Source organism: Novipirellula galeiformis (genome assembly GCF_007860095.1).
Lineage (GTDB): Bacteria > Planctomycetota > Planctomycetia > Pirellulales > Pirellulaceae > Novipirellula > Novipirellula galeiformis.
In genome coordinates this window covers 1,235,339-1,256,866 of sequence record NZ_SJPT01000001.1, presented here as the reverse complement: position 1 = coordinate 1,256,866, position 21,528 = coordinate 1,235,339, and the positions used below count along the sequence as shown (strand labels likewise).

19 protein-coding genes and 1 other RNA gene are annotated in these 21,528 nt (G+C 57.0%); 6 read left to right on the top strand and 14 right to left on the bottom strand.

Translation table 11 applies throughout. The annotated features are described in order from the left end of the window. Positions 1-528 precede the first annotated feature (528 nt). Positions 529-1,476 (top strand): glycosyltransferase family 2 protein, encoded by a 948-nt coding sequence (locus tag Pla52o_RS04570; protein ID WP_146593347.1) that lies wholly within the window; start codon positions 529-531, stop codon positions 1,474-1,476. A gap of 1 nt (position 1,477) precedes the next feature. Here the strand turns inward: Pla52o_RS04570 and Pla52o_RS04565 are convergent, their stop codons facing one another. From Pla52o_RS04565 to hpt, 4 genes are all read right to left on the bottom strand, one after another. Continuing rightward, complete coding sequence (locus Pla52o_RS04565) at positions 1,478-2,032, bottom strand: hypothetical protein (RefSeq protein ID WP_146593346.1); 555 nt, start codon at positions 2,030-2,032, stop codon at positions 1,478-1,480. Between the two features lie 355 nt (positions 2,033-2,387). Further along, the gene (locus tag Pla52o_RS04560) at positions 2,388-3,479 is read right to left on the bottom strand and encodes a glycosyltransferase family 4 protein (protein WP_146593562.1); all 1,092 of its coding nucleotides are present in this window, start codon (positions 3,477-3,479) and stop codon (positions 2,388-2,390) included. A 2-nt stretch (positions 3,480-3,481) separates the two neighbouring features. Then, positions 3,482-4,795 carry a glycosyltransferase gene (locus Pla52o_RS04555; protein WP_146593345.1) on the bottom strand — a complete coding sequence of 438 codons (1,314 nt, stop codon included), beginning with the start codon at positions 4,793-4,795 and terminating at the stop codon, positions 3,482-3,484. Beyond that, a complete protein-coding gene (hpt, locus tag Pla52o_RS04550; protein ID WP_146593344.1) occupies positions 4,792-5,337 on the bottom strand; it encodes a hypoxanthine phosphoribosyltransferase in 546 nt (181 codons plus the stop codon). Before hpt ends, Pla52o_RS04555 begins: the two co-directional genes overlap by 4 nt. Positions 5,338-5,582: 245 nt before the next feature. Here hpt and Pla52o_RS04545 point away from each other — a divergent pair, with 245 nt between their 5' ends. Together Pla52o_RS04545 and Pla52o_RS04540 are read left to right on the top strand one after the other, a co-directional pair. Then, the gene (locus tag Pla52o_RS04545; RefSeq protein WP_146593343.1) at positions 5,583-5,954 is read left to right on the top strand and encodes a hypothetical protein; all 372 of its coding nucleotides are present in this window, start codon (positions 5,583-5,585) and stop codon (positions 5,952-5,954) included. 312 nt (positions 5,955-6,266) lie between these two features. Then, positions 6,267-6,506 carry a hypothetical protein gene (locus tag Pla52o_RS04540; protein WP_146593342.1) on the top strand — a complete coding sequence of 80 codons (240 nt, stop codon included), beginning with the start codon at positions 6,267-6,269 and terminating at the stop codon, positions 6,504-6,506. On the opposite strand, the gene Pla52o_RS04535 is transcribed toward Pla52o_RS04540, so the two are convergent. The 9 genes from Pla52o_RS04535 to Pla52o_RS04495 form a co-directional block, all read right to left on the bottom strand. Next, positions 6,503-7,309, bottom strand: coding sequence for a sensor histidine kinase (locus Pla52o_RS04535; protein ID WP_146593341.1), 807 nt, complete (start codon positions 7,307-7,309; stop codon positions 6,503-6,505). The two genes, Pla52o_RS04540 and Pla52o_RS04535, sit on opposite strands and share 4 nt — an antisense overlap. Then, positions 7,297-7,662, bottom strand: a complete 366-nt coding sequence (locus tag Pla52o_RS04530; protein ID WP_146593340.1) for an STAS domain-containing protein — start codon at positions 7,660-7,662, stop codon at positions 7,297-7,299. The genes Pla52o_RS04535 and Pla52o_RS04530 overlap by 13 nt, the downstream gene beginning before the upstream one ends. Before the next feature lie 178 nt (positions 7,663-7,840). Beyond that, positions 7,841-8,557 carry a hypothetical protein gene (locus Pla52o_RS04525; RefSeq protein WP_146593339.1) on the bottom strand — a complete coding sequence of 239 codons (717 nt, stop codon included), beginning with the start codon at positions 8,555-8,557 and terminating at the stop codon, positions 7,841-7,843. Beyond that, positions 8,475-9,245, bottom strand: a complete 771-nt coding sequence (locus tag Pla52o_RS04520) for an ATP-binding protein (protein ID WP_146593338.1) — start codon at positions 9,243-9,245, stop codon at positions 8,475-8,477. The genes Pla52o_RS04525 and Pla52o_RS04520 overlap by 83 nt, the downstream gene beginning before the upstream one ends. 15 nt (positions 9,246-9,260) lie before the next feature. Continuing rightward, positions 9,261-9,785: a hypothetical protein gene (locus Pla52o_RS04515; RefSeq protein WP_146593337.1), complete on the bottom strand. Its 525-nt coding sequence runs from the start codon at positions 9,783-9,785 to the stop codon at positions 9,261-9,263. Next, positions 9,782-10,843 carry a hypothetical protein gene (locus Pla52o_RS04510; protein ID WP_146593336.1) on the bottom strand — a complete coding sequence of 354 codons (1,062 nt, stop codon included), beginning with the start codon at positions 10,841-10,843 and terminating at the stop codon, positions 9,782-9,784. The genes Pla52o_RS04515 and Pla52o_RS04510 overlap by 4 nt, the downstream gene beginning before the upstream one ends. 6 nt (positions 10,844-10,849) lie before the next feature. Further along, positions 10,850-11,122: a DNA-directed RNA polymerase subunit alpha C-terminal domain-containing protein gene (locus Pla52o_RS04505; RefSeq protein ID WP_146593335.1), complete on the bottom strand. Its 273-nt coding sequence runs from the start codon at positions 11,120-11,122 to the stop codon at positions 10,850-10,852. A 211-nt stretch (positions 11,123-11,333) separates the two neighbouring features. Then, positions 11,334-12,467: a polysaccharide biosynthesis/export family protein gene (locus tag Pla52o_RS04500; RefSeq protein ID WP_146593334.1), complete on the bottom strand. Its 1,134-nt coding sequence runs from the start codon at positions 12,465-12,467 to the stop codon at positions 11,334-11,336. A 207-nt stretch (positions 12,468-12,674) separates the two neighbouring features. Further along, positions 12,675-15,680, bottom strand: a complete 3,006-nt coding sequence (locus Pla52o_RS04495) for an AsmA-like C-terminal region-containing protein (RefSeq protein WP_146593333.1) — start codon at positions 15,678-15,680, stop codon at positions 12,675-12,677. A 692-nt stretch (positions 15,681-16,372) separates the two neighbouring features. On the opposite strand from Pla52o_RS04495, the gene Pla52o_RS04490 reads away from it, so the two are divergent. The 3 genes from Pla52o_RS04490 to dnaX all read left to right on the top strand — a co-directional run bounded on the left by Pla52o_RS04490 (position 16,373) and on the right by dnaX (position 20,701). After that, positions 16,373-18,343 carry a hypothetical protein gene (locus Pla52o_RS04490; protein WP_146593332.1) on the top strand — a complete coding sequence of 657 codons (1,971 nt, stop codon included), beginning with the start codon at positions 16,373-16,375 and terminating at the stop codon, positions 18,341-18,343. Between the two features lie 256 nt (positions 18,344-18,599). After that, an RNA gene (gene ffs / locus Pla52o_RS04485) (signal recognition particle sRNA small type) lies at positions 18,600-18,694 on the top strand. 144 nt (positions 18,695-18,838) lie between these two features. Next, positions 18,839-20,701 carry a DNA polymerase III subunit gamma/tau gene (gene dnaX, locus Pla52o_RS04480; protein WP_146593331.1) on the top strand — a complete coding sequence of 621 codons (1,863 nt, stop codon included), beginning with the start codon at positions 18,839-18,841 and terminating at the stop codon, positions 20,699-20,701. A 25-nt stretch (positions 20,702-20,726) separates the two neighbouring features. Here dnaX and Pla52o_RS04475 read toward each other — a convergent pair whose 3' ends face one another. Next, positions 20,727-21,521: an inositol monophosphatase family protein gene (locus Pla52o_RS04475; RefSeq protein ID WP_146593330.1), complete on the bottom strand. Its 795-nt coding sequence runs from the start codon at positions 21,519-21,521 to the stop codon at positions 20,727-20,729. Positions 21,522-21,528: the final 7 nt, after the last annotated feature.

Genomic DNA, 21,528 nt, shown 5'->3' with positions numbered 1-21,528 from the left:
AACTGGGAGCGATTTAATTGAAGAACGCGTCATTGAGCACCACGTCATTGAGCACCACGCTATTGAGCACCACACCGGGAGCGACCGCTGTGAATGGACGTGAGAACGATTCATTGCACTCCCGTGTCCGAGAACGCTTGCGTGGTCCCCAACCCATCTCCCTCTCCGGCTCCATTCATCGATTGCCAACCGCCCCCCATCGTCTCAAACGACGGCGAGCCACTCCATTGGACGCACTTCTCCCCACTTTCGGTTTGCCTCACTTTCGGTAAGGAAACAACTTAGCTGCAGACGGCCCCGCACCATTGGAGGGTCCTCCGATTCCCAAAGGGTGGCTTTAGAAACGGCAATGCCGCCGCATGCGATGGTGGCGGCATAAACGGATTAACCGGAACCACTTACGTTACCGCATCGCAAGATGCATCCGGTTGAGACGAATTATCCGACTCAAGCGATATTGAGAGCCCAGGTTTACAGCGGGAAGCCCCCCCATTCCCATCGATATCACTGCCTGAGAATGAGCTGAGCATGCCAATCAAAACCGAGCACCCTACTGACTTGGGGCTCAAGACGATCCCCGTTGCGATCCAAGCACAATCCAGGAACGCATCTCCGCTCCAAGATAGCGCACGCGCGGGTGACCAACGGGCGGATTTTCAAGCGGCCGATGCGAGCGACTGCTGGGACATCGACCTGGTCGATTCGACCGACGAAGTCATTCACCGCACCGAAGCCACACTCGACTTTCTCGCCCAAGCGTCGATCGCGGCGGCCCACGCGGAGCCGCTTGATCACTACGACTTGACCATCATTGTTCCCGTTTTCAATGAACGAGAAACGCTGGGCAAAGTGCTTGAGCGGATTGACGAAGTGATGCCTCGTTCGACCGAAGTGATCGTCGTCGATGATGGCAGCACCGATGGAACGAGCGAGTGGCTCGCCGGTTTAGCACCGCGAGCGAACCGCACCGTGATTCGGCGTCGACGCAATCATGGCAAAGGGTCTGCGGTGCGATTGGCGATTCGTCATAGCCGAGGAGGGGTCGTGGCGATCCAGGACGCGGATCTCGAATATGATCCCGCGTTCTTGCTAAGAGCGATATGGCCGATCCTCGATGGCAACGCCGATGTCGTTTACGGATCGCGTTACCTGGGCGGTTCAACGGACCCGTCGTTGGTTCATCGTTTGGGCAATTGGATGTTGACGACGCTAAGCAACCAGATGACTGGATTGCGTTTGACCGACATGGAAACCTGCCACAAGGCGTTCGATGGTGAAATGCTAAGAAGCATTTCACTGAAAGAATGTCGCTTTGGATTTGAGCCTGAAATCACAGCAAAGATTGCAGCCAAGCAGATTCGTTTATTAGAAGTTCCGACGAACTATGATTACCGAGGGTACGACGAAGGCAAAAAAATTGGTTGGAAAGATGCCGTCGCCGCACTAGCGTGTATGTGGATCTACCGCAAAGGTTAGGCTAATTGCCGGGTAGATTCCGCTTGTACTTCGGTTGCTCTGAAGGCGGTAAATCAACATCGTACTCTTCTTGAAAGCGACGTCGATCTACGGCGTCCGCATAGAAGCGAAGCCAAGTTTCATTATCCTCGACACATCGCCATTCCAGGCACTTGCCAGGAATATCGAGTTTTTTCTCACACGATGGCATGATGTCGCGATAGATAATTTTGTACAGCTCACGATCCGATAAATGGTCCGTGAACTTGAGAACGACGCGTTGGGAATACAAACGCTCGATCGTGTTCGCCAACAACCGCGGAAGCGTGCTGTCGGAAACCGAATCAGGAGTCGGCAATTGCAACGGAGGATTGAACCAGGATGTGATGGGAAGTGCCGGAGCACGCTCCCAAGCCAACATCGAAGTCAGATACTCGTTTTCAGTTTGCAGTGGCATCCGGTGCATCGACGAGCTATCGATCGATTCGTCACGATAGGGCTCGAGCTCGTCACGCAAGCGGGCATTCGCCAACATCAAATCGACTTCATCGATAGCGGGCTGGCTTGTCTCGCTCATATCCATAGATGGCGGTACCTGATGATGGTGTAGGTAGTCTTCGTGGGGAAGGACGTGAGTGACCTAAAGGCTTTGGAAAGGAATCCAAGGGAATTAGATGAACACGGTGTGCTTGACGCTCAGCACAAGATCGATGGTATCTGTCTCGATTCATGGCTCAACGAGTAATTGAGTCAAAATTAACTTTTGCCGTCAATTTTGCCCCCCCTATCATCTCCTGATCGTTACGAACGGAACCTCTTACCAAAAATCCTGGCTGATTTGCTACGAGAATCACCGCGTGGTCCCGTTTGATGTGTCAGCGGCCACGGCGAGTATCATTGGCCACGGCGCGTATCAGTGGCCACGGCGCGTATCAGTGGCCACGGCCATACAACTCGGCGTGAGCTCGCACCATCGCCTCGACCGTGAACTCGGTGGCGATCCGCTGCTGGGCCGCTCCAGCGTAGCGAGCCCCCAGCTCGTGGTTTTCCAGCAATTCAAGCGTTTGCCGAGCAAAATCGGCCGTATCGCCCACCGCCACCAGTTTGCCGGTCACTTCGGGGATCACCAAATCCCGGTTTCCAGGAATGTCCGAGGCCACCACCGGCACCGCCGCCTGCATCGCTTCGATCACTGAATTGCTTTGCCCTTCGTAATCGCTGCCGATCCAAAATGCGTCAGCATGGGGCAACAATTCTGAAACATCGTGCCGAGTGCCGGCGAATCGCACTCGCTCGGGGATGGAGACGGAGTCGCGAAAGCGAAGCAATTCCCCCCGCTGTGGCCCGTCACCGATGATCACCAAAGTAATATCATCGCGGACGCTGCCGAGCAGCTCCGCCGCCCAAATCAGATCGCGATAGCGTTTTTGAGGCCACAAACGCCCCACCGCAAGAATTAGCTTTTGCTGCTGGGGAACCTGCAAACGATCCAGCGCTTCGGCACGCTCGATCTCGCACTCCGATCGCGGTTGGATTGCGTTAGGGATGACGTGAAATTTATCTCGGGCGATCCCGTGCGAGGCATAAAAATCAACCACCCCGGTGCTGTTGGTGGTAATCGCGTCGGTCCAGCGGGCCAGTCGCCGATCGATCCCAAAATGGACTTCCGTTTTCCATGGATCGACACAACGCTCACTGGCGAGGATCCGCGGTACACGGGCAAGTTTGGCAGCCGCACGCCCAAAACTATTCGCTGCGAAGATCCAGGTGTGTACCACATCCGGTTTCAAACGCACCAGTTCTCGGCGCAAGCGAAACAGCGCCGTCGGATCCGCTTTGAATCGTTTGCCAATCACGGTCACGGGAATCCCCGCCGCCCGCAGCGACTCGCTGCGGGGGCCGTCGCGTGTCAGCAAGATCACGTGGACATCGAATTGATCTCGCGGTAAATGCTCGGCCAACAAACAGAGCTGTTTTTCGGCGCCTCCACGGTCCATTGTGGGAATCACCAATGCAATGCGCATGCTCATGAGGCAGCCTCGATCGAATTCGAATCATTAACAATTCGTGACCGAGACACCGACTTCTCGCGAACCACCCGCGTCACTAAATCGATGTAGGCTTCGATCGACTTCGCTTGCGGGCGCCACCGCACAAGATCGCGTCGAAGTTGCAACGCATTGAGTCTGGCTTGGGGTAGATTGTCGAGCAGATGATTCAGCGCCACTCGAATGGACTTGGACGTCGCGGCGGAAAGCCAAGTCACATCATCCGTGTCCTGACCCGCTTCGGAACCGTGGTTGGCGCGAGACGCAGCGGCGACACGGTGGTGCGGTTTGCCCCCAGGAGTCAGCGTTGATCGCACTTCGGGCGTCTCGATGGCCACAATCGGAAGGGCGGCGGCGACGGCCGCGGGCAACGCAAAATCGAGCCCTTGATGGTCTCCTTGGAAGAACACGTCCGCAGCCAGCATCAAATCGCTGATGTCGACAAACGATCCCGGCATCGCGATCGAATGACGCACCCCTTCGCCACGTAAAAAATCGTACATCGATTGTCGATGGGGACCATCGCCCACAAACCAAAATCGCAAATCCGGTCGCCGAGCAATCAAGGGGCGAACCGCGTTGGCCAACAAGTTCATTGCGCCGTCCTTTTGCATCCGACCGGTGCACAACACCACTGGAGTCTCGGGCATGGTGGTCAAGTCCGAATTCACGGCCGCCAAACGGACGCGTGCTGCCGAACGTGTATCCTCGATATGACTGCTGATGCTGGTGAAGCCGATTTCGATTCGCTGCAGCAATTCTTGGGGGAAGCCTTGCGCAAGCATCATTCGCTCGGCAACCGCATTTTTAACGACAATGGCGTCGGCCTCCTTGCTCGTCGCAACACATCGCCGAGCGCTGCGTGAGGATTGCCACCACGCGGGGTCGATGTCGGTGGAGTGACCTCCACAAATCAGCACCGTTGCGATCCCGGATTCACTGGCCGCTTCAATCACGGCTTGCGATTCCTCACGCATCGAATCGACTAAGACGAGATCAAACGAGCCACTGTTTTCCTTTAACCATGTCGCGAGGTGTCGAACGTAACGTCCCATCGACCAATCGCTGCGGGGCGCTGCGGCGGGGCGGTGAACCGGGATTTCACGAAAGTGGAAATGCTCGGGCCACGATGCAGCATAACGAGGCGTTACAACCTCCACATGCAGACCGCTGCGATGCAAGTCGACGGCTAATTGCCCCAAGAAACCGGCGGCATCAAATGACGCGTGAGGCCAGAAGTGACGGCCCACCAAGAGGACTCTCAACGGCCTTGCATTTTGATTGACACTCACGGCTGCGATTCCGATGCGGTGGCCTCGATCTCGGCGGGTTCAAGCACGGCCAAGTAAGGAAGATTGCGATACATATCTAAATAGTCTAACCCGTAGCCGACCACAAATTCGTCGGGAATTTCAAAGGCGACAAAGTCGGGACGTAGCGCCACCGAATGCTCACGATTTTTATGCAAAAGGACCGCGGTCTTGACGGTTGCGGCCCCCGATTGAAGCATCATTTTCTGCAGTCGATCGAGCGTTTTCCCAGTGTCGAAAATGTCGTCCACCAATAAAACGTCACGCCCCGAAACATCAATCATCATCTGAGAATCAACGCGTAACTCTCCTGACTCGGTGCCGCCACGATAGCTCGACGCTTGGACCACTCCCACCCGTTGTGGCATCGACAGTCGACGGATCAGATCGGCAAACAGCACCAAACTTCCTGTCATTACGGCAATCACGGTCAAGTGACGCTGATTTCCATAGTACTGATCAATCTCGCTCGCCAGACGCAGGACGCCTTCGTTCAATTCCGTTTCGTCTAACAAAACTCGCATAAAATCCGTTCCAGGATGCAAAGGTGGCAAAAAACAATGGCACTCTGGGAAGTTTAGGGCCAGATTGCCTGCGAATCGAGATGGATCGAATGAAACGATTGCAATGCGTCGAAAAGAATAGAGTGGGAGAATGTCACGATCAACGAGTCCCTCCCGCACCCTCACTTCCTTTTCCGGGGTTTTCTCACCGCCGTGCCAAGCGATGCGGTTGCGTTTCCCCGATTCGACCGTGATTTGAACTTCGCATGACAAATTCTCAACGTTTGGAAGCTGTCCGAAATCGCCTATGCCAATGGGTTTCCGACCAGGGTGCGGATGCCGAAACCGAGCATGTTAGTTCAAAAATCTTGTCCGAATCGATGTTGATCCGAGACGGTTTCTTCTGTGGCCGTTGCTTTCGCACCGCCGAGTATCGCGCGATTTGGTTCATCGAAGAAGATGAATTGAAAATCTATTCGCATTCGGGCTCGCTGCAATGCGTCTTCCATCGCGATGAAATTGACGCCCACGAGGAAGCGGAGGCAGCCGAAGAATCGCCTGCGGCCGAGGAATCGATCATCCGGATGCCGATACGAAGCGATGACGCTTCCCACGAACCGATTCGACGAGCAGCGTAGGCAACGGCCCTCCATGGGCGTGAAGCCGGCCGAGTCTCGGCGTGGAGCCGATGGCGCCCCCCCCCACGATGACGCCCTCCCACGATGACGCCTGGCACATAGAGCATGCCGCAGCTCCCGCTTTCGGATCTCGACGGGGATTACGATCCGGTCGAGCGAGGGGATGCGTTGTCCAGCGGAAATGGTGAGACCGCCATGAAATCGGTCTAGACGGTTCGCGTGTTTGTATCCTAGAACCCACGAAGTAGAAGTGTGAGGCTTTGGACGCACCTCGGAAAAACCTCAAATCCAAACCAGGGACGGAGAGCTGCAATGAACGTGAATTTCTTTGAATGGCTGCGAGACGGAGTACGTCAATCGGTATTGCTTGGTGTCAGCGACGCGATTGAGCAAATTGGCACGCCCGAGGACAGCGATGATCTGCATCCCAACGTCGCGGCTCTGTTGGCGACCGATACGGGACCGACAAAATCAACGCGTGGAAAGGCGGCTGCAAACAAGAAGCGACTCGGCAAGTCGCTGAAAGACATGAATTCAAGCGAAGCTGCCTAAAACGCCTCTTCGCCAGCCGTCGATGAATCGGCCGTCGATGAATCCGCCGCCGGTGAATCTATGGGGCAGCGAAACGTGACCGTCGTGGGCCCGCTGGGCTGCGAGCTCAGCAAGAGTTGTCCCCCGACTAAATGGGCACGTCCGCTCATCGACCGAATTCCGAAGCGATCCGGCGCAACATGCTGGGGGTCAAAACCGATTCCGTTGTCCTCCACGACAAGGCTCAACTTGTCTTCTTGCACCCTTGCCGCGACACGCACTTCGGTCGCCTTGCCATGGCGACACGCGTTGCGGACCGCTTCAATGACAATCCGATAGGCCGCCGTCGCAATCGGTTCAGAGAGGATTTTTGCGGCGTCCGAAACATCCCATTGAACGGATGTCCGACGTTGCGTCGCTTCGTCGAGGATGCGTTGGAGGGTATCGGCAGCGGCATCAGCCCAATTGCGATGAGCCAATTCAGCGGGATAGGCGGAGCCAAGAATGCGTCGGCCAGTTTCCAGAGCCTGATCAATCCAGTGAGCAATTTTTTTAAGTTGCTCGCGACGCAAGTGAGCCGCAGCATCCACGCTGGCATCCGACTGATCGCCCCCAGGCTGCTGGATCAGATTGTGAAGCCCCGCCGAAGCCCCGAATAGCAACGGCAGCAACGTGTCGTGAATTTCGTGCCCCACGGTGGCACGCTCCGCTTCAATCAAACGACTGTTTTCAAGTGAGCGAAGCGTTTCAGCGCGATGACCGGAACCACTCGATTTTGGATCATGCGGGGTCGAATCAAAGTCGGCGGCGCTCAACCAAACCAACCTTTCTTGTCGAAACTCGCCATCGCCTTCTCTTCGCCCTCTTGAATATCAAAGAGCTTGTTCAGCTTGGTGATTTTGAAAACTTCCATCACGTTGGGCGAAACTTCGCAAAACTTGAGCCCCACGCCTTGAACTTTGCATCCTTTGTTCAGCATCACCAACTTGGTGATCATCGCGGATGACATGAACGAGACACCGCGAAAGTTCAACAGCATCTTTTTGTGAACCGCCTGCGGAACGGCCTCCTGAAGCTCGCGCCCGACTTGTTCGATTCGTTGGCTGTCAAGAATTTTGCTGTCGGTAAAACCCACCAACAATATCTCGTTCACTACTTGGGTCGTAATAGCCGACATAGATTGCTTTCGCAAGAATGAAAGGAAGAAAGCGGGGGCCTGTCAATCGAGGGTGCCCCCGCAATAGGTTATCACCCGCGACGCCTTGTGGCAATTCACCCAGCCTAATTGCCCCCCCACCGGATGTAAGGAGAATCATGCTCCCAAAAAGAGACCGGGCAAACGCGATTCCCCAATGTTATTGATCGAATTCATCCAGCTGGTCGACCAACGCATCGAGCTGTGCCGCAGAGTGAGAGGCAGCTGCAGCGCGGTGCTGGTCCGTGTGTTGGTCAACAATCTCGCCCGCCCCAGTCTCACTTGCCCCAGTCTCCGGTTTCCCCGTGCCCGGCTTCTCTGTCTCCAGCTTCTCTGTCTCCGGTAACGAGAGACTTTGAACCGTGACGGCCCCCGTGGGCAGCGAAATCGGTTTCTTTGGGTTTGGCCCCAGCGAGAATGAAACGGTCTTCACCTGTTTCGCGGCAATCAGTTGCGATATCGATTCCCGCACCGCGCTGGCCAACGCAAACTGACGTAGATCAAACGCATAAAATCGTCGGCGCCGCTCGCCAGGATGGACTACCGCAGCGGGATCATCTTTGTGTGGCCATCGCACTCCCGCGATTTTGATCGTCGCTAGCGACTGACACGTTTGCTCGGGCGTTTGCCAATCCAACACCACCATATCCCCCGCGATCCCCTCGAGCGTGAGTTGATCGGTGGAGGCGTCGGACACCGCTTCCAAGCGATTGATCAACGTGAGATCAATCTCGGGCAAACCGAGCAACTCCCCCACAACCGCATCGACACGCCCCCCTTGGATGCCGCTAGCGTCACCCGGCTGCGTTGCGAGATTCGCCGGAGCAAGTTTCGACGGGGGCGTTTGGACGATCACAACGGTCAAGCGAACTGGCATACGGTTGCCTCCGAGAGGTTTCAATTAAATCGTAAAAATCAAACCAAAGATCCCGAAGATTGGTTTGCGGGCCAAGCGACCGGCGTCCCAATTCGCGTCGCACCCGTTCCTGTTCGGGCTCCGCGAGCGATGCAATCAAGAACTCGGTCAGTTCGACAATCTTGTGTGGTCGAAGGGTCGTGTTGATCAAGGTCTCGAAGCCAGCGTGCTCTCGGTGACTCGTCGCTAACACCGCGTGGCCCGATCGCTTGGCCCGCCACCGTGTCGCAAACACTCCGAGCAAGGATAATTGCTCAAGCCCGTCAATGATCAACAAACTACCACGCGGGGCCTGGGATTGCTGGGCAGCCACCCTCGCGTGCATGCGGCGCCAATGCATCCACTGGGCAAACCATCGCTTCGGCCCACGCGGTGGGCAACGCATATCGCCGTGCCGTGGCAAGTTACTGTGCAGTTGCACTTCGAGCCAATGGGCAAAACCGCGTTTTAGGTGCGGAACCAATTCGCGAACGAGTGTCGACTTGCCTGAACCGTGGGGGCCGACGACCAAGTGGTATCGAGATCGCAGCAAGCGACCAACCAAGTCCTGCAGAACGGCAGCGGCATCGCGATCTCCATCGAACTGGTACGGAATCGCGCCTGGCCGGACAATGCGAGTGCAAAACGGATTGGAGGGCTGAAAATCCACCGCCGCGCCTACAGCTTAGCTTCGCTTCGCATTCGAGGCGGTCGCTAACCGGCTCGAGCGACTGTGATGGACGAATCCCTTTTTCAAAACCACAGCCTTGCTGGACTCGGTCGCAGTGGAAGCGACCTTGTTGCCGGTGGCCACCAAATCGCTTCCCAACGGCATGCTCGCCCGCAGCCGATTGGAAACCAAGTGGAACGGTTGCTCGGTGACCGTTTCGCGTGCGCCGGCAACAAACAACCGCAGACGAATACACCAACGCAATCGGATCAGATGGCCATGGTAGCTCAGAGGCGTGAATGGCAATTTGCACGAAACCGACTGCGAGCCGATGAGACCGCTTTGCCGCAATTGATTCTCATCGAGGCGATGAAAATGGTGCACATGAAGATCTTCGTCCCCTTTGCCTTCGGTGTGCCAAAGGACCGAGATCTCAAGTCCTTGGAGTTGCTCCAAAGGCACACGGCTAATTCGCCAGCGCGCCGTTAGTGCGTCACCAACCTCATACGTCGCGTCATCACGACAGAGCGATACACTCACCGCGGGTTGCGGTTCGGAGGCAACCCGGGTGGATGAACGATGACGGGGAAACTTCGGCAGAACGATGGCCAAGGACGTGACTCTCCAGAAACCACGATCTTCCAGCGAATTGCATTGTGAGAACTGACAAAGGAATGCATGACATTTTCGGGAAGCTCGATGGCTAATTGTTGTTCCCAAGGTGCCTGCGGGTCAACCGCAACGTCGCGCTGATTTAAAATTACTTGGCTAAATGCTTCGTGCCTTTCGACCCGAACGTCCGTCCCCTGGCGATAAAACGTCTCTTCTTCACAGCACAACAAAACTTTCAAACGGCGAAGTTTCAAGCGTCCCATTTGGGAAACATAGAGGCGGTAATTGTCGCCTGAGACCAACGGATGGTGGCTGATTTCAACGATCGTGGCTCCCACTCCCGCAATCCGTCGCACCTGGACGATGAAGGAACGAAACGCCCAAAATCCGATTCCGCCTAAGGGAATCAACAGGAAAGTTAAGATGTAACGAGGACGGTCGTAATAAACCCCCGAAACTACCACGGCTAACAAAACGAACCAAACGGTATTCCAAAGCAATGCCAACATCGCGGGTCCCAACACACCTCCGTCGTCAGGATTAGACATTGCCAAGCGATACGTCAGACGCTCGCCGGGGCTATCGGTTAGCATCCTGCCTTGGGGCACGCTCGGCAACTTGGAATCGTCGTCGGCGGTCGGTCCGATGATTTCAATCGTGCCTACGCGAGTGGCGTTGGCCGAACGACGCTCGTGGCTGGACCGTAAACTGCCCAGCCGAATCAACAATCCCCCACCCCCGATCGCGATCGCGGCCAGGGAAAGGATCCCAAAAACCCAAAAACTAAGCGAGCTCGAGAGCGTTTCGGAGGAACCTTGGAGCGCCTGCTCGGGCGCAAACCGCGCGATCAAAACGACCGAAATTCCAAACACGCCCAGCAGAAAAAGCGAAGCGTAAAAAACAGCTTCACCTGCGATTCCGCTGAGCACATGACCTAATCGTCGCTTGCCCCGCTTTTTGCTCCAAGGCTTAGGAAATCGGGGCATAAGAGACTACGAAACCACAGCTGCTTCGCGACCAGGACGATAGAACCCCAGCTCTTCCAACGCGGCGTAAACCTCTCCGAGGGTTTTCTCGCCGAAGTTGCTAATCCCCAACAAACGCCGTGGGGTCGCGTTAAGAAGATCTCGGACGGTCAAAATCCCAGTTTCCTCCAAACAATTCGTCGTGCGGACCGAAAGCCCCATCTCAGCAATGCTGAGGTCGAGACGCTCGCGGCGAAGTCGTGCTTCCTCTTCAACGCGGCTCAATGGAATACGTGTCATTCTCTTCAACTCCCTCTTCAACAAAATGCCAACAAAATTCGTCCACTCCGAATCACAAAGAGGCTTTTCTCTACCTAAAAAGACATCCTTGTTCTTGGGCGGAGATATTAGGCAATCCGGCGACGCAAAGCAAACGTCCCTACGAAAAATTCGTTGCGATTTTACTTGGCAAAATGCTATCAAAGGAGAGGTGACCGAGCTCGCCTTCGACTTAGGGCTCGTCGCCGGGAAGCTTCATTGGCTCGGCAAAATCAAGCTGCCCCTTCGACTCCCGCTTCAACGCGTCTGCGGAAGAGGCTTTGCTGGGGGCCGCTAGCGGAGCATCAAAGGGAGCGCGGGTCTTAGAGGATCGGGGCACAAAAATACGGCTCGATTCCAGTTCGCGTGCCTGCGGATCCTCCGTCCCTCGTGGCGAAGGCAGTTGTTCGCCCTCGGCATCCAGCGCCGGCCCCGCATACGTTTCGGAATAGACGGGCGCTTCGGTCGGCAGCGAAGTGGACGAATGAAGCTCTTGCGTGACGTAAGATTCTCGTGACATCGGCACTCCGATCAAACCAGGCATCACGGGTGTAACCGTATTGACGCTCTCCGGATTGGAACTGGGCGATTGACGCTTGCAACAACGGTCGCACGTATCGGTAGCGGTCCAGAACATCAGCTCATCAAAAAACGAACGACTCGCCACGTAGATCCGATCTCCGGGCTGAAGTTGGTAGTTTGTCGAGGTATCGCCCATTTGTGCGATCTCGCGATAGCAGATCGGCAGTGTGACCCGGGATGCATGTGATGGAGTGGGGCGAGCGAGCAAAATCTTGCACTGTGCCGCATCGCTGGTCAAACCGCCAGCCGCCAAAATGCCATCGAGCACCGACTCGAATCCCGTTAACGGATAACTTCCCGGCGAATTCACTTCGCCGAGCACGTAAAAACGATGCATGGCATCCAACAGCCGAATGTTAATCGCTGTCTTCTCTTCCCCTTCGTCGAGGAGAGCTTGCTCGACAAGGCCTTCGGCATCTTCCAGCGTCAAACCGGCTACGACCACACGTCCGTAGCCGCCCAAATCGATGCTGCCATCGGTCATGACCTGCTGGTCCGCAGGCAGTCGCACATCGCTGTCGAGCTTGACGGTTTCAATCAAGAGCGTGTCACCGGGCTCAAGATAATGCACCGGAATCACGGTTCGATGCAGCTCTCGCGGCAATGCAGGAGCATTCGGTGAACGTCTTAACACCTCTTCGGCTTGCTTGGTTAAATGGTGACCGGCCGGGAACAGCGAGATCCCCAGCGAGCTGCAACCAACCCCAGGCGTTAAACACAGAACGATTAATAGTGTGCGAAACATCGAGGGGGCGTCCCAGGCAAGATAAAAATCGACTGAATTGATCCAGTCGCTTTTATCGTCCTAACAAGAGGGGCATGGCCGGTGCAATTGTGATGCCCACTTTTTTCTACGCAAACCGCATTTTCCATTACAAACCGCAAAGTTCCACAGCGGTTGCCAACACGAGCCTGCCGGCCACCGACGCTCCAGGGGGTCCAACATCACGGCTTAATCCTGGAGATCGAACGGATTTCCCGAGCTCAAGGCAGCACAATTGAGTCCCAACACCTCCGCAATGAGATAGCGAGCGACTTCGTCCCGCAGCGTTGCCAGTGGTCGCAACTTCAGCTTCGGATCGGCCAGGGTGCCGCCCACGTCCACATAGATCGTGCGGTTGCTGAGCAATTGATTGATACGAATCAAAAGAGAGACGGGCGAGAGCGCGGTGAAGGACGCGGCTTGCAAGTACAAGGCCGTTAGCTGGCTCGTCTCAAAATTCCCCGTTGAGATCACCGCCTCGATATCCATTCGATTGCTATCAAGTTGAACGAATCCTTCGGCCCACATTTTGAGTTGCGGGCTGCTCAGCACAAATTCATCGATGCGAGCGCGGCCCCCGGCGATCGTCCCCTCGAGCCGGCCTGATTCGACCCGAATTCCGGCCAACGGTATCGCACCAAGAAACCGCTGTGCTTCGCTGAGACCGGGGATGGCGGCTGCTTGCGACCCCGCCAACTCGGTTTTGAATTGACCGCGCAGATCGGAATGGGAGGCGATTCCTTCGCCCGCCAAGGTGAGCGATCCTCGAACTTGCCCAATCGCGTACGACGAGTTTCCTCCCCCGGCATCGGAGATCAGCTTCGCAAAATTGACTCGTTCAAACGACCATCGGCTCGCCAGATCAAATCGCTTTGGGCGATAAGACGACTTTATTTTTGCTTGCCCCATCAACTGGCCGCGAGCAACGTTTCCCTTGATCGAAGAAAACGAGGCATCCCATTGCCCGCTGCGAAGCGAATAGGATGCGAGCAGACCGCAGTTTGCGTTGCCCACAGGAACTCCGGCGACAAAGGCGTCACTCGCTTGCACCGCCCCCCGCGCGCGAATGGAGCGTCCGCCTGTCAGATGAAACTGGCCCGACAATTTCCCTTGGACTCGCTTGGCGACCGACTCGGACACCAAGTGGATCGAATCCGTCGCATCCACCGAATCCACTTGAACATCGAGATGCCCGTCGTTTTCAACGAGATTCCATTGCCCCCTCGCCGTCACCCGACCTCGGGCGTAGTTACCCGAAACATTGTCAATGGTAACCGAACTTCCTTGAGTGCGAACGCTTGCATCCAAACGCCGCGTCAGCAACACCGATCCCATCGACAAATGCTCTAACTGAACTGTCATCTCGGATTCCCAAGGGGAATCGGAAGCTTTGGCATGCGGCGTTCCGGTCCACTCGATGTCTGCGGACACTTGACCACGAAGCTGGCGATAGCGTGGCGAGACAAGCACTTGGCGGGGAACCGAGGCGATCAACCGATCGAGTCTGAGGGCATCCAACGAGAGATCGATCTGTGCCGGACGTTGCCACAAATCACGCCACGTCATGCCTGAGATGACGTCCGATCTTGTAACCACGGTGACTTCGCCACCGAACAGATTCCCGTCCGCCTTCAGTTGCAACTCGTCTGCGTTTTTTGCGATTGCTAGGTGCAGTTCACCGACGGTGGCTTCGCCCACTTTGATCGATTCGAGCCGCACATCCAACTTCCCGCTCTGATCATCCAAACGACTCCAATCGCCCGCCGGGATGGTCCATGCGATCTCGCCCGAGGAGCTCGCTGAAATCACCACATCGGCAAGCGAAAACAGTTGGGCGTTCACCGTCGGCGTCAAACCACGCCACTTCAAGTTCAGCTTGCTGCGTTCTCGCTTATCCAACGCGAGCGATGCGTCCCCCGTGATTTCGCCACCGAACAGACGGGCATCGACATTCGAAAGCAACCATTGTTGCGCCGACAGCTGATAATTCGCACTCACCTCTTGCAGGATCAAATCGCTGCGATTTTGCCCGGCTAGCGAACGCAGCGGGGCCAAGCGGAGGTGTTGTTCATCAAACTCAAACGCGTGTTCGATCAACCCCAGATCGACTCCCGCGACGCGTAATTTTGGCGAAGCAACGCGTCCTTTGAGATCCCATTTTCGGCTCGCCAGTTCGCCGCTGGCGGTAGCGTCGACATCCACTTGCCCTTCGCCAAAGCGACTTGGGCTGGCTCCCGCGATTCGCGTCAAAACCTCCAGCGGCAAATTGTCCGCTCGAATCGCCAGAGCAAACCGCTGTTGCTTGATCAACTCGACCCTACCTCGCACCCGGGCGGACAACTCGGGAGCCTCCGTCGAACGGACTTGCAAATCATCCGCTCGCAGCACTCCATCCGCAATCGAGATCGATGCGGGATCGACGTCCAGCGGCAAGGCATCCCCACGCGACAAACCTGCGATTCGCAAGTTGGTTTTCGCGTTCCAAAGGCGGATATCCCGTATCTCTTTTAGCGGTGCTCGAAACTGAAGCTCTCCCGAAACGACGCCATCGAGTGGCTCTCGGTCGTCGCGGTTTTGAATCGTCAGAAGCAATTGATGTAACGGCTCGATCGCTACCGACTCGGTCATCAGCGACGCGTCGATGTCGCCGATCGGCGAGAGTTGGAGCGTCGCGGAGCCAGAAACAGTGCCGACGCGACTCGCGTTTCGTTTCCTTTCTGCCACGCGATTCGGCACACCACTGGCGGTCCCTTCGCTGAGCTTCGCCTGGATTTGGTCAATCGTCATCACCCCATCCGCCACACGCAGGTGAGATTGAAAATCTTCCAACCCCACTCGCTCAAGCTGCAACCGCGACGACCGAACCAGCCCCTCAAAACGATATTTGCGACCGTCGGTGATTGCATTCAAGGGGACCGAAACCTTGAAATTGACCGAAACGATCCCTTCCATTTCGATCGGGATCCCGACCCCCATCTGCGCCAACCGACGATTGAGCTGTTTGACATCGATCGAGTCAAAGTTCCAATTCGTCGTCCAGTAACGCGTGTTCCCCTGCGGCGCCGCCTCTTGCCCCGTCGCCGAGGCCACGAAAACGCCATTGACGAGGCAAATCACCAACCCCAGCCACAGACCGAGCCCCCAGCTCATCGAAATGAGTAGAGCGAGAGCGTGTTTGGCTGGTCGCAACATCATGTTTAGAAGATAGACCTAGGAGAGGCTTGGTTTTATCGAGGACAAATTTCACGCCTGCTACAATCGTGGCAACCGCGAGGAGCTCATTTTGCGGTCACCGTCTGCCGCTCCTGAAAGAGGGAGCCTCTAGAACATGATCGGAAAACGCGAGGCAAAACGCCAACGTTCCTTCGCCAAACTGCATTAACGGTTCCTAAATCCGTGCAAAAACGGGACCATTTATCACTAAATGCTCCGCCGACAATCAATTCGACGACAGCCCCCCAGAGGATCAAATTCGCTTAAAAGCCCAAACAAACCCGATAAATGGCCATGACGGCAGAGGGCTTCCATGCGGTTTAACCCTCAGTTTCCAGCCGCGTAATCAGTATATTTCGGGGTTCGGGCTTGGGAGAAAAATCTTGTCAAGCTATAACTCAGGCTTGAATCTGATAGCGCATGCGGGCGTCTGTGTCGGTAAGCTATATCTAGTCAGCCACTTTGATCGTAAAAGATCGAAAGCAAATTCCAACTCGGAATGCTGTCCAAAATTCGACGAAGTCACTTTGTTTTGCTGGTTTCGCGCGGACCACGTTTGATGCGTCCCTTGAGCCCTTGTTGCGATTTCCTCGCAGGCTCCAAACGCTCCTCCTTGCTGCTGCGACCAGCCAAAACACTACAAAACACACAAAATTCTACCCAAACAGTTATCCATGAGATCTGATCACTGGAACTTTCTTGCCAACCTACTCGGGGCTTCGAACTCAAGCGATTCGCCGAAAAAGAAAGCGGCTCCGAAAAAGCCCGTTGCCCCCTCGCCTGAACCCGAAACCTCCAAAGCAGAATCGTCTCGAAAACAATCATCGTCGGATCTAGCCTCCAAAGAGACGGCACCGCAGCCAACGGAACAGGGGGAACGCCCCAAGCGACAAAACCTGCCCACTCCCGTCACTTCGAAGACGAGCGGGGACGCCCCCAAAAGCGTGGAAGATGTGCTCGACGCCCTTCGCTCAGCTACTCCACCCCAAAACATCCCTGGATTTGGCCCTCCCAAAAAAGCCCAAGCGGTCGCCAAACGGTCCACCGAAGCGGAGCGTCCAGCGGAGACCAGCAAACCAGCCGGCTTCCAGGATCGTCCCCGCAACCCGGTTGGCACCTCCAATTCGCCAGAAACCCCCAAACTAGCGACTGCCCCCGCCGCGAACGAAGATACCGACCAAGCATGGGGAAGCCTCGCCAATCAACTTGGTGTCACGGTAGACGATGACTTCGCAATCGAGCGAAGCCCATCCTCCGAGTCGCCATCGCGACAGGCCCCTGCGCCTTCGGATTCCCGAAATCGCCCGGAGCGATCGGAGGGGGGCCGCCGCGACAACCAAACGAAGTCACGCTCAGATTCGCCCCAAGACGCTGCGAGCGACCGCCGCCCCAGCCCTGCGAAGAGTCAAGGAAGTGGCTTCGGCACCGGGCTCGATGTTGCCCCATCGGAAGACAGCGGCGAAGACATCACGGAGGCCTTTGGTGCGCCACGCCGACGCCCCACACCCGCAGAGAGCCGCCGCGACACCCCTGCACCCTCACGCGGGCGGAGCGAACGAAGCCGTGATGTGCAATCTTCGGACGAACCTGAAGGCAAATTCATCTCAAAGAAATCGTCGCTCAACGATGACGATTCCGAAACGGGCGAGCGCGCCCCACGGCGGCGAGGCCGTCGCCGGGGTGTCCGCCAACGGATCACCGAGGACCAACTCGAGCGCGGCGAAGAGACTCCCGCTCAAAGCGAAGAAAAACCGCGTGCCGGTCGCGAGGCGTCACCTCGACGTGGCGAGCGAAATCGCAGCGAAGGCGGACGCACCGCTGCAGCGAGCAGCGATTCGGGCCGCTCTGACTCGGGCCGTAGCGATTCGGGCCGTAGCGATTCGGGCCGCGGTCGTGAGCAAGGCGGTCGTGAGCAAGGATCGCGAGGCGGATCGTCACGCGACTCACAGCGCAGCCCCGCCAGCGATCGCGATGCAGGGCGTCGCCAGCGATCGCCAGCCAAAGAAGCGGTTGAACCGAGCAATCGCTCGGGACGGTCGCGCCCCGAACGAGCCCAAGACGATGACCGAGACTTCGAAGATGGCTTCGCTTCGAACCTGTTCGTCGACGACTTTGACGACGATGACGTACTGAGCGAGGACCAAGACGTCGACGAGCCCAAAGCAGCCGATCGCGACGAAGAGGCTCCACGCCCACGATCGCGCCGAAGAGGCCGACGCGGTGGCCGACGCGGACGCAACCGCGACGAAGCCAACCGCCCCGAAGACGAGGCAAAGAACGACGATTCCGTCGACACCTTCGCTGAACTTCCATCGTTCGACGACGACCACGAAGACGACGATGAAGCCGATGCGATCCGCCGAGAGAAGCGACGTCCACAATCAGGACGAGGATCTCGCGGCGCTCGCGATTCAAGCTCACGAGAGCCGTCCGATCAAGACGAGTCCTCCGAAAGCAGCTCTCGCTCACGTGGCCGTGGACGACGCAACGCCTCCGACTCCGAGGGATCGGCCGACCGCCCCTCGGCTCCAACGTGGCTTGAAACCGTCAGCCTGCTCGTCGATGCCAATGTGGAAAACCACAAAAAGACTCCCGCCCGCGGTAGCGGCGGTGGTGGACGAGGCCGCGGCGGCAAACGCCGCTAAACCCTCAACGACAACGAGCCCAAGAACCTCCCACTACTGCGAGCCATCGCCTCGCAGTGGACTCGGGGTCTCGCCCCAGTGGACATGGTGCCTCGTCAGCGGACATGGTGTCTCGCAGTAGCCACCGGAGCCGACCTGCACCCCGGGGCAATGGCGGCCGTTTAAAATCCACTGCACATTTCACAGTGGACGGTTCCCAAAGAAGACATTTTCTGTCAGAATCACCCCTTCTGACGCGAAACGAATTGTGCCCGAAAGTGGCGACCCTTGCGATTGTGAATCGTGAACCTGGTCAGGCCTTAACTGGAGCAGCCATAAGCGGTGTAGCTCTGTGTGAGGGTCGCCTCTTTCGGGCACGACGTTGCCGCATCTCGAACGCAAATTGCCGCGAGGCAATGCCAGGAAAACGGGCCGCTCGCAGCCAAGCTCAAACTCAACCGCGTTCGGCTCGCGACGCGCTGAAAATCATTACGCGTACTGTTTTCATCTCGCCCCATGCCTGAGTCTTCCGGTCAGCAAAACGCCCAAAAGCAAGACTCTTATGTGGTCGTTGCGCGGCGTTATCGCCCCCGCGCCTTTGACCAATTGGTCGGACAAGACCACGTCGGGCGGGCGTTAAAGAACGCCATCGACACCAACCGCGTCGGGCACGCCTATCTCTTCACCGGCGCACGTGGAGTCGGCAAAACGTCGACGGCACGCATTTTTGCCAAAGCGCTCAACGACCCGTCCGGGCCGACCGCAACGCCCGACAATGACACGGACGTTGCCCAAGCGATCGATTCGGGCGAAGACGTTGACGTCATCGAAATTGACGGTGCGAGCAATCGCGGGATCGATGAAATCCGCTCCCTGCGTGCGAACGTGGGCGTCCGCCCCAGCCGATCTCGCTACAAAATCTACATCATCGACGAAGTGCACATGTTGACCGGTGCGGCCTTCAACGCGTTATTAAAAACGCTCGAAGAACCGCCCGAGCACGTGAAGTTCATCTTCTGCACGACCGACCCTGAAAAACTTCCGATCACGGTCCTGAGTCGCTGCCAGCGTTTTGACTTTGCACCGGTCGAAGTTCCAAAAATCGTCGACCGACTGCGTGAAATCGTGCACGCCGAGAACGCGGATGCCGACGAAAAAGCCTTGGAGCTGATCGCTCGACGGGCGGCGGGCTCCATGCGTGATAGCCAATCACTGCTCGAGCAAGTGCTTAGCTTTAGCGATGGCAAATTGACCGCCGAGCAGGTGCATGCGATGCTCGGCACAGCGGACGACGAACGTCTGCACGCCCTCGCCCAAGCGATGGCACAACGCGACGCCGCCGAAGTCCTCCGGCAATTGGATGCCGGCATCGATGCGGGCGTGGACGCGGGCCGACTAGCCGAACAATTGCTCGCCTATTTTCGCGATCTGATGGCCGTCACCGTCGGCTGCGACGCAACCTTGATGCGACATACCTCGACCGCACTTTACGACGAACTGAACGAACTCGGGCAACGCTGGGGGCTGCAAACGGTCTTAGCGGTCGTCGGATTAGTCGACCAAACTCTTGTTCGAATTCGCCACAGCGTCTACTCACGCGTGCTGCTCGAAGCGACCGCGATTCAAATCTGCAGCCTGCCCGACTTGCAACAGATCGCCGACTTGGCAGCCGCAGCGGATTCGATCCCCACAGCGCCGACCCAGCGTGGCGCCGCCGAAAAAAAAAACACAGTAGCTAACCCGGCGACTCCTTCAGGCCCAACTCCTTCAGGCCCAAGTGCGGAACCCGCCGCGAGCCGCCCCGCCGGCGCGCCCGCTCCGACGGTGACAAACACCACGGCGAGCCCGGCCGCCAACGACGCACCAGCAGCAGCCAGCAAGACCGAGCCCAGCCCCACCAACGCTCCGCCGGTCCCCACGAATTCGGCCCCCGCGAATTCAGCCCCGGCGCAACCGGCCCCCACGCGGTCAGCTTCGGCCCCCGCCTGGAATCAAGCCAATGCAGAACGCATCTGGAACGAAGCGATCGCTACGGTCGAACCGATGACCGAAACACTCGCCCGAGCCGTCACGCGAGTCGTTGCCGAGGAAGGCAAGCTACGATTGATTTTTCCTGGAGAATCAAAACTCGCCTTCAGCCGCTGCGAAAGCCCGCAACACAAGACGCAACTCAACACCGCCGTGGCAAAATTAGCGGGTTGTGACATTGCCTTGGAACTTCAACTGGCACCGCCCAAAGCAGTGGCCCCCAAAGCGGTCGTTGTCGATCCCGGCCGCTCGCGAATGCAGCGAATGAAGGAAATCGAAGCCAACGAGATGGTCAAATCGATCGTGGAAGTCTTCGAAGCCGAGATCGTTAAGATCGAGAAACCTCGCTAACGCCCATCTCGCATGCACCGCGGATTTAGGCCAACAAACCCACCAACGTTCGCTGCAATTCCGAGGACCCGGAAACACAGAACCTCGGCTTCCAATCATCGAGCGAGGAACCATCATAAGCGGAGATTGACGCTCCGGCTTCGCGTGCGATCACGATCCCCGCAGCGGCATCCCAAGAATGAACACAGGTCGCCCAATAGCCATCGAGTCGACCGTCGGCGACGTAACACATATTCAACGCACACGAACCGAGTCGCCGCAACGCGCGCGACCTCTCTAACACGCGAACGAACCTCGCCACATCCGGCGAGTCCGCGGTCACTCCCGCAGGGAAGCTACACGCGAGCAAGCTATCGTTGAGGTCATGCTGACCACTCACCTTCATTTTACGACCGTTGACATACGCACCGCCGCCATCAATCGCGGTAAAGATTTCGTCACAAACCGGATCATAAATCACGCCTAAACGCATTTTCCCCGCAGCGTACAAACCAATCGACACTGCGAAACTCTGCAGACGATGAACATAGTTCACCGTGCCATCCAAAGGATCGACGACCCAGCACGGCGGAGCATCGAGAGCCCCTCGGCGAACGGCCTCGGGCGGCTCATTTTCGCCCTCTTCTTCGCCAACAAACGCATAGTCGGCAAAGTGGCTTAGCAAAATTTCGCGAACCGCCTTCTGGGAAGCGAGATCCGCGTCGGTGACCAAATCCTTCGGCGCCTTCTCGCGCACCACACGATCATCACGACGGGCCATCAACTCAACGGCTCCTGCTTTTGCCGCGGCCACGGCGACGTCCAAATGCTGCTGATCCATCCTAATT

Coding starts and splice junctions, on each gene's coding strand:
- Pla52o_RS04570 (WP_146593347.1), top strand. CDS start 529: ATGCCAATCAAAACCGAGCACCCTACTGACTTGGGGCTCAAGACGATC.
- Pla52o_RS04565 (WP_146593346.1), bottom strand. CDS start 2,032: ATGAGCGAGACAAGCCAGCCCGCTATCGATGAAGTCGATTTGATGTTG.
- Pla52o_RS04560 (WP_146593562.1), bottom strand. CDS start 3,479: ATGCGCATTGCATTGGTGATTCCCACAATGGACCGTGGAGGCGCCGAA.
- hpt (WP_146593344.1), bottom strand. CDS start 5,337: ATGCGAGTTTTGTTAGACGAAACGGAATTGAACGAAGGCGTCCTGCGT.
- Pla52o_RS04545 (WP_146593343.1), top strand. CDS start 5,583: ATGACAAATTCTCAACGTTTGGAAGCTGTCCGAAATCGCCTATGCCAA.
- Pla52o_RS04540 (WP_146593342.1), top strand. CDS start 6,267: ATGAACGTGAATTTCTTTGAATGGCTGCGAGACGGAGTACGTCAATCG.
- Pla52o_RS04530 (WP_146593340.1), bottom strand. CDS start 7,662: ATGTCGGCTATTACGACCCAAGTAGTGAACGAGATATTGTTGGTGGGT.
- Pla52o_RS04525 (WP_146593339.1), bottom strand. CDS start 8,557: ATGCCAGTTCGCTTGACCGTTGTGATCGTCCAAACGCCCCCGTCGAAA.
- Pla52o_RS04510 (WP_146593336.1), bottom strand. CDS start 10,843: ATGCCCCGATTTCCTAAGCCTTGGAGCAAAAAGCGGGGCAAGCGACGA.
- Pla52o_RS04505 (WP_146593335.1), bottom strand. CDS start 11,122: ATGACACGTATTCCATTGAGCCGCGTTGAAGAGGAAGCACGACTTCGC.
- Pla52o_RS04500 (WP_146593334.1), bottom strand. CDS start 12,467: ATGTTTCGCACACTATTAATCGTTCTGTGTTTAACGCCTGGGGTTGGT.
- Pla52o_RS04495 (WP_146593333.1), bottom strand. CDS start 15,680: ATGATGTTGCGACCAGCCAAACACGCTCTCGCTCTACTCATTTCGATG.
- Pla52o_RS04490 (WP_146593332.1), top strand. CDS start 16,373: ATGAGATCTGATCACTGGAACTTTCTTGCCAACCTACTCGGGGCTTCG.
- dnaX (WP_146593331.1), top strand. CDS start 18,839: ATGCCTGAGTCTTCCGGTCAGCAAAACGCCCAAAAGCAAGACTCTTAT.
- Pla52o_RS04475 (WP_146593330.1), bottom strand. CDS start 21,521: ATGGATCAGCAGCATTTGGACGTCGCCGTGGCCGCGGCAAAAGCAGGA.